This is a genomic window from Lentiprolixibacter sp. (genome assembly GCF_982873095.1).
Map to the genome: position 1 here is coordinate 1 of NZ_CEYNTP010000146.1, position 7,166 is coordinate 7,166.

Annotated in this window: 7 protein-coding genes and 1 other RNA gene; 5 read left to right on the top strand and 3 right to left on the bottom strand. The window is 46.9% G+C overall.

What is annotated here, in order from left to right:
• Positions 1-468 (top strand): aminotransferase class V-fold PLP-dependent enzyme (locus AC4E7D_RS09460; RefSeq protein WP_490173555.1); only part of this gene is annotated, 468 nt, incomplete at its 5' end.
• Here AC4E7D_RS09460 and AC4E7D_RS09465 read toward each other — a convergent pair.
• Genes AC4E7D_RS09465 through AC4E7D_RS09475 form a run of 3 tightly spaced genes read right to left on the bottom strand, consistent with a single transcriptional unit; the run spans position 465 to position 5,279 of the window.
• Entirely contained in the window at positions 465-1,118 is a 654-nt protein-coding gene (locus AC4E7D_RS09465; RefSeq protein WP_490173556.1) for a hypothetical protein, read from the bottom strand. The genes AC4E7D_RS09460 and AC4E7D_RS09465 overlap by 4 nt on opposite strands.
• A gap of 5 nt (positions 1,119-1,123) precedes the next feature.
• Positions 1,124-3,583: a TonB-dependent receptor gene (locus tag AC4E7D_RS09470; RefSeq protein WP_490173557.1), complete on the bottom strand. Its 2,460-nt coding sequence runs from the start codon at positions 3,581-3,583 to the stop codon at positions 1,124-1,126.
• A 4-nt stretch (positions 3,584-3,587) separates the two neighbouring features.
• A complete protein-coding gene (locus AC4E7D_RS09475) occupies positions 3,588-5,279 on the bottom strand; it encodes a M23 family metallopeptidase (RefSeq protein WP_490173558.1) in 1,692 nt (563 codons plus the stop codon).
• A gap of 183 nt (positions 5,280-5,462) precedes the next feature.
• Between AC4E7D_RS09475 and AC4E7D_RS09480 the strand changes: the two genes are divergently transcribed.
• The 4 genes from AC4E7D_RS09480 to AC4E7D_RS09495 all read left to right on the top strand — a co-directional run.
• Positions 5,463-5,753, top strand: a complete 291-nt coding sequence (locus AC4E7D_RS09480; RefSeq protein WP_490173559.1) for a hypothetical protein — start codon at positions 5,463-5,465, stop codon at positions 5,751-5,753.
• Between the two features lie 15 nt (positions 5,754-5,768).
• Positions 5,769-6,065, top strand: a complete 297-nt coding sequence (locus AC4E7D_RS09485; protein WP_490173560.1) for a cell division protein ZapA — start codon at positions 5,769-5,771, stop codon at positions 6,063-6,065.
• Positions 6,066-6,118: 53 nt separating this feature from the next.
• A non-coding RNA gene (ssrS, locus tag AC4E7D_RS09490) (6S RNA) lies at positions 6,119-6,227 on the top strand.
• A 135-nt stretch (positions 6,228-6,362) separates the two neighbouring features.
• Positions 6,363-7,166: Rnase Y domain-containing protein (locus AC4E7D_RS09495; protein ID WP_490173561.1), on the top strand; the 804-nt coding region annotated here is incomplete at its 3' end.

The following is a 7,166-nucleotide window of genomic DNA, read 5'->3' on the forward strand; positions in this document are numbered from 1 at the left end:
GGAGGTTCCCAGGAAAGGGGATATCGAGCAGGCACGGAACCCTTCCACAATATCGTAGGTCTGGAAGCGGCTTTTGAAGCCGCCTATGACAACCTGCGCGCCGAGACCGAATACATTAAGGGCTTAAAAGCCCACTTTATTGAACGCATCAAAGAAATACCCGGGGTGGCCTTTAACGGGCATTCCGGCGATCTTGATAAAAGCACCTATACCCTGGTGAATGTCCGTTTGCCTTTCGACGAAGACAAGGCCCTGATGCTTTTGTTTCACCTGGACCTCAAAGGAATTGCCTGTTCCAAGGGAAGCGCCTGCCAGTCTGGAAGCAACGGAGGGTCGCATGTATTGAATGAAATACTGGATGAGAAAGAGCGAAAAAAGCCGTCTATTCGCTTCTCTTTTTCAAAATACAATACCCTGGAAGAGGTGGATTATGTTGTGGATGTCCTTAAAGAATTTGCAGCCTCCTAAGAGCGTTTTTTGTTCTTCTGCCGCTCTTTGTCATACGGGAACCTTCGGGTCATCTTTTTCATCATCTTATCTATTAGGTCCGTCGTATTCCTGCCTGATTTCTTCGTAATCTCGTTTTCGTATTTCCACAAAAGTTTTCCCGTTTTCCCATCGCTGATCTTAATGCCTATACGGCCATAATTGGCATCCCCCAGCAGGTAATCTATAAAGCTCATCTCAGTTGGAACCCCGCGGGACAGCAGGATGTTGAGGTCCAGATTGCCGCTGATGATCCCGTCTACTCCCAGTATATCGCTTAGTTCGTTGATGGTGAAGGTGTCAATATTAGTGTAATCAATTTTGTTCTGGGCCAGCAAGGCGTTGGTGTTTTCTACATTCTGGAAATCCACCGAAAATTTTTTCCGCTTCTTTCCCCTGCCAAAATAAGTTTCCAGGGCATCCTGCACCGCTTTCCCTTCTAACTCTTCCAGTCGCTTTAACTCGGATTTGCTGAGGTCTTCATCCAGATCCAGATTCGTGAAAAAAGGGATAATGGCCAGCGTTTTGTGGTTCATGCTGAGTTCTTCAAAACGCGTGCTTTCATAAATATTCTTCTGTGCCCACACCGAAGCAGAAGTCAGCAATAAAAGAAGGAAGAAATAGTTTTTCATTTGTTTCAGAATCGCGCTTTCACGTTTATGTTCAGAATACGCGAGGTCATAAAATTGGGTACGGCATATTGCTGCTTGCTCTCCACATCCCGAACCCAGGTATTGGTAATAGAATTTTGATTGTTAAACAGGTTGTAGATTTCAAACCCTACACTCAATCCCTCCACCCCATTCAGCCAGTGGCCTTCCGGGTAAGTCGTATTCTCGTCCACAAAAATATGGGAAATTCCAAGATCCGCCCGCCTGTAATCTCTTAATCTATTCTGAAAATTATAGGGGTCTGCGTAACTGGGCGACCCACCGGGCAAACCAGTGCTGTATACCAGGTTCAGGTACATACGCAGGTTGGGCAGGTCCGGGATATAGTCCTGAAACAATAAAGCAGCCTTAAATCGCTGGTCTGTTGGCCGGGAGATATATCCCCTTCTGTCCTGGTTCTCTTCCGTCTTCAGGTAACCTAAACTGAGCCAGGATTCCGTGCCCGGGACGAAGGCACCTTGAAGGCGAAAATCAAAGCCATAGGCATAGGCTTTAGCATTGTTATTGGCCGCATAGCGAAGGCGAACATCCTCGAGCGTATACGGATTTACCCGGCTCAGGTTTTTATAGTAGGCCTCAGAAGTTAAATTAAATGGCCTGTTCCAGAGTTTAAAACTGTACTCGTGGCCTAAAATAACCTGGAAATCCCTCTGCGCCATCACCCCCGGTTGCAATACACCATTGATATCCCTGAATTCCCTGTAAAAAGGCGGTTGCTGGTACAGGCCGGCAGAAAGGCGGAAAAGCATGTCCCTGGCCCTATTAGGTTTAATCCCAAGCTGAAGTCGGGGACTCACGAACAACTGGCTGTTACGGGAAAATCCTTCTCCTGTGACTGTCCAATTCTGGGCCCGCACCCCGAGGTTGTAGTATACATCCATCCCCTTCCATTGCGTTTGCCTGCTGAGTTGAATAAAACCCATAAAGCGGTTAATGGTGGCATAATTAAGGGCACTTACCCCTTCGTAAGGGAGAATGGGCCCTGCAAAAGGGGTGTCTGGTTGACTATTCGGGGCGGATCCCGGAGGCCGGATAAAGATCCCGAGCGAATCCAGAAATTCTGCCTCCCGGAGCTGGTCCCTGAAATCTTCATAGCGATACTGGATTCCCCATTCCAGCATCCCTTCCCCAAAGGTATGGCGGCCCTGGTGGCCCATGTCTATTATGAGTCCGTCCAGCAGGTTACGCGCCCTGTTGAACTGTGTGCCAATACCCCGTGAAGCGGTGACCTCCCCGAGGTCCTCACTGCTGAGATCACTATCTACAGTGCCCAGTTCGTATTGCGCGATCACATCGGATAGTTCCTCTTCCACAAGATGGTAGGCAGATGCAGTAAAGGATAAATCAGTGCGTTCCCCGGGGGAGAAATTGGCTTTCAGTGCGCCTTGTACCGTACTGTAGGTGTTCTGTTCATTTCCCTGGAAGAAAACGATGAGGGCAAGGGGTTGCTCCAGTGTGCCAAAATTGGTTTGCCTGGACAAAGGTCGGTTCCTGTACTTGTTGATCGCCAGGGCCCCCAAAACGTCCAGGCGGAATGCTTCTGAGAATTGATAACTCAAAAAGCTCTGCAGGTCCACAAAACTCGGGTTGTAGTTGCTCTGAGTTTGCTGGCTGTTCACGAGCAGGCTGTTATCCCGGTACCTTAGCCCCGTAATCTGACTCAGTTTCTTGTTGCGCGAGCGGCTTTCTACTGTAGCACTGGCCCCCAGTAAACTTGCTTCTGTTGTTATTCCAAAAGAGGAGGGTGTTTTATAGGTAATATCCAGGACTGATGAAAGCTTGTCTCCATATCTTGCCTGAAATCCCCCTGCCGAAAAGGTCAGGTTGCTGATCATGCTGCTGTTAACTACACTCAGCCCTTCCTGCTGGCCAGAACGGACCAAAAAAGGCCGGTAGATTTCAATGCCGTTGATGTAGATCAGGTTCTCATCGTAATTTCCCCCGCGCACGGCATATTGTGTACTTAATTCGTTGTTGGAGGCCACTCCCGGCAGTAATTTTAGTACATTTTCTACCCCTGCATTGGCACCCGGCAGCTGTTTAATGGTTTCCGGAGAAATGCTCAGGATGCCTTCCAGCTTCTTCCGACCACCCGGGCTTACCACCACTTCGTCTATCTGAACTGCACTGGTCTTCATCACTGGATTAAAAACAAAGGTTTCGTTTGTAGTAAGGATGAGGTTTTCGAGGATAACTTCCTTGTGTCCCAGGTGGGAAAACACCAGGGAGACTTCGGTGTCGGCAATGACTTCAAGCAGGTAGAAACCGGTTGCATCGGTGGTTGTACCCCGGTCATTGGCGCTGATGTTGACATCCGCCAGGGGGTTCCTTTGCTCATCCAGCACGATCCCTGTTACGGTAGCGGTCTGGGCAGATAGGAAGAGTGGACTGCATAAGAGCAGCCAAAAAAAGATTCGATAACTCAAACGTTTACCTTCTGAAAAAACTACTGCTAAAGGTACTTGAATTCCCTACATTATCTGTAACGACAACTTCGAGCTTACATTGTTTTTTGTCCAGGATCACATCGTCGAAGTTATAAGTAAGGGTACTGGTTTTAGGTTCGTATTCCATTAAGATCCACTCGCCGTTCAGGGTAGCACTGTAGCTGTCGATACCGCTCAGGTCGTCTCCGATCCTCAGGCTCAGGTAACGGTAATTCGTAAGCCATTGTTTTTGCTTAAAGTTCCTGGGCCTGATTTTAGGGGGTACCGTATCCCGGGTAAGGGTGTAAGTCCCCAGAGAACGGGTCCTGGTGGAAAATGCGGTGCCATTTTTATACGTATTCATGAATTGCGGCTTTCCTTGTTTATCGAGACGGGCAATAAACATTTGTTGCCGTTCTTCCCTGGAATATTTACTGGCGTCGAAAGACACCGTGAAATTTCTATGAGCGGGTACACTGTTGTTATGGATCCTTACGGTATCCTTCCCCGGTTGCAAGTCAATATGGAAATCCTGGTAGAAGGTATTTTCCGGGAAAAAGACCCGAGCAATGCCAAGATCAAAATTATTGGGCTTGTTGTGTTTCAGTAAATAGGGTGTTTTTTCATTTTCCTTGATGTTAAGCAGGGGGTCTCGCACACCTTCCACCGGAATAACAACTTTCACCAGATTATCCTCCAGGTCTTTTATTCTGATTTCCACATTGTAGGTAAGGCCCTCCCTCACATTGATCTTTCCATCATTGTAGAGCTGCTTGTAGATGCTCAGCTCGTTTCCCGGAGCTTTGAAGCACCTTTGAATACGCTGCCGGTTTCTTCCAAAGTATTCATAGTCAATCAATGTATTGATGTACCGGGTTTCTGAAAAGGAAAAGGATTCGAAATCGAAGTCTGTATAGACCCTGCCATTGACCAGTTGCTGTATCTCGAACACGCCATTCTTGTTTGCGGCCATGTCTTGCCGGTCAAAGGCATTCACGCCAAAGCCAATAGTGCCAATCGCCCTTACGGTATCTGCCAAAAATGTACCGTCTGCCTGCTTTGTAAAGTTAAGTTGTACCCTTTGGTTACTTTGGTTCACCTGGGCAGCAGGGGAAAGGGGGTAGGCGTGTAAACCCACAAGGCTCGGATTAGTGGCATCCCGAACTTCCAAACCATAAAGCAATGGGTTGGTGGGCCGCTCGTTGACGCTGTTACGGATCTCAAAATGAAGGTGGGGCCCTGAAGAACCCCCAGTGTTTCCTGTGAAAGCAACCACGCTGTCCTTGTTCACCTTGATCTCCCCGAAGTCCGGGAATATCTCTACCTCGTAGGATTTCTTCTGGTACTGAATTGCCTTTACGTATTTTTCAATCTCTGGGGCAAATTTTTGCAGGTGGGCATAGACCGAAGTGTAACCATTGGGGTGGGCGATATAAAGTGCTTTTCCATAGCCCCAGTGAGAAATTTTTATGCGCGTAACCGTACCGTCTGCTATGGCATAAACCGGCAGGCCCTGTCGCTGCTGGGTCTTGATATCAATTCCTGAGTGAAAATGGTTTGACCTCAATTCCCCGAAAGTACCGGCCAGGATCAGGGGGATATCCAGTGGGGGACGGAACACATCCCTGGGGTAGGGCGACTGGCCAAAGAGCATTGATCCAACCAACAGGGAGAGCACAACTGTATATATTTTCATAGCCATAAAGCTTGATGCGAAATTAAATAATACGCCTTTAATGTCATAATAGTCTTCAGGGCGGCAAATTACCTGCATTTTAGGAACAAACACCTTCAGCAAAGCTGCAATAATAATTCCAAAAATAATTGCGCGGTCAGCTTAACTATCTTAAATTTGTGGGAATGGCATTGAAATTTGCATATGAGTGAATTGGTTGAAATCGTTGATTCTCTCGAGAATAAAGTTAGCAAGCTGCTGCATAAGCTTACGCTGCAGAGCCAGGCGAACGCAAAATTGGAGCAGGACATGCTCCTCTTGAAGGATCAACTTGAGCAGGCCAAGAAATCCAAAACGGAATGGGAGGAAAAATATGAATCCCTGAAACTCGCAAGTTCAATGCTGGGCAGTGATACTAATAAAACAGAAGCAAAGCTCAAGATAAATTCGCTGATCAGAGATTTGGACCATTGTATAGCCCAACTCGCTGAATAGCACATAGCTTTCAATATGGCGGAAAGGCTTAAGATTAAGCTTTCAATAGCAGATCGCGTATACCCGCTGACCATAGATCCAGGTCAGGAAGAGGGTTTGCGGAAAGCTGCCAAAAATATTGAACAGCTGGCCAGAAAATTTGAGCAGAATTATGCTGTTCGGGATAAACAGGATGTTCTGGCCATGTGTGCTTTACAGTTCGCCTCCAAGATAGAACAGGGGGGTATAGACCAGCAGGAGGATACCAGGGAAGTACAGGCGCGTTTGCAAGCCCTTGATGAACTGGTAAATTCCAAACTGAGCATGAAATAAGTTCTTTTACATAACATTTGTTACTGCCCACATTGGTATCAATTTTTTGACAAACTCAACACTATTACTTTTAAAAAGGGTGAGTTTAGGTTGTAAAAGCATGCCTCCTTGTCTGAGGATCCTTGATCAGCCTGTTAGCCCTAAACCTGTTTAATGGAGTTTGTACAAAACTTCTAATCAATGTGGGCTTTTTTTTGGTATCAATTGCTTTGAAATCAATCAGTACTGTACGGGTCCTTTAGGGGTCCATTACAGAGAATTTGTAGCCGTAGTTAGCTACCTAACCCATAATGACAAATGGATACAACAATTATCATAATTGCAGCCGTGGGAGGGATCCTCATCGGGTTTGTTATCGCAAAGATCCTTGAAAAGGGAAAAGCTTCCAAGACGATTGGCAATGCTAAAAAAGATGCCAGTGCAATTATCAAGAATGCAAAGATTGAAGGGGAGAGTATCAAAAAAGAAAAAATCTTCCAGGCCAAGGAAAAATTCCTTGAATTAAAAGCCGAACATGAAAAAGTAATTATCGGCAAAGACAAGAAGATTGCCGAAGCGGAAAAACGAACACGCGACAAAGAATCCCAGATTAGCAGTGAACTTGCGAAGGTCAAGCGCCAATCTGAAAAGCTTGAATCCAAACTTCGGGAAGTAGATCACAAAAGGGACTTTTATGAAAAGAAACAGTCCGAACTTGAGAAACTGCACCACAGCCAGGTACAGCAACTCGAAGTCATCTCCGGTTTGTCAGCTGAGGAAGCCCGTGCCCAATTATTTGAATCCCTAAAGGAGAAGGCCAAGTCCGATGCCATGTCTTACCTCCAAAACACCCTGGAGGAAGTGAAACTCACGGCCCAGCAGGAAGCCAAGAAGATCGTGATCAATACCATCCAACGGATCGGAACCGAAGAGGCGATCGAGAATTGCGTTTCCGTATTTAACCTGGAGAGCGACGATGTAAAGGGGCGAATTATCGGCCGAGAAGGCCGGAATATTCGGGCCCTGGAATCCGCTACAGGAGTGGAGATCATCGTGGACGATACGCCGGAAGCCATCATTCTTTCCTGCTTTGATTCTGTCCGCCGCGAGGTCGCACGCCTG

Coding starts and splice junctions, on each gene's coding strand:
- AC4E7D_RS09475 (WP_490173558.1), bottom strand. CDS start 5,279: ATGAAAATATATACAGTTGTGCTCTCCCTGTTGGTTGGATCAATGCTC.
- AC4E7D_RS09480 (WP_490173559.1), top strand. CDS start 5,463: ATGAGTGAATTGGTTGAAATCGTTGATTCTCTCGAGAATAAAGTTAGC.
- AC4E7D_RS09485 (WP_490173560.1), top strand. CDS start 5,769: ATGGCGGAAAGGCTTAAGATTAAGCTTTCAATAGCAGATCGCGTATAC.
- AC4E7D_RS09465 (WP_490173556.1), bottom strand. CDS start 1,118: ATGAAAAACTATTTCTTCCTTCTTTTATTGCTGACTTCTGCTTCGGTG.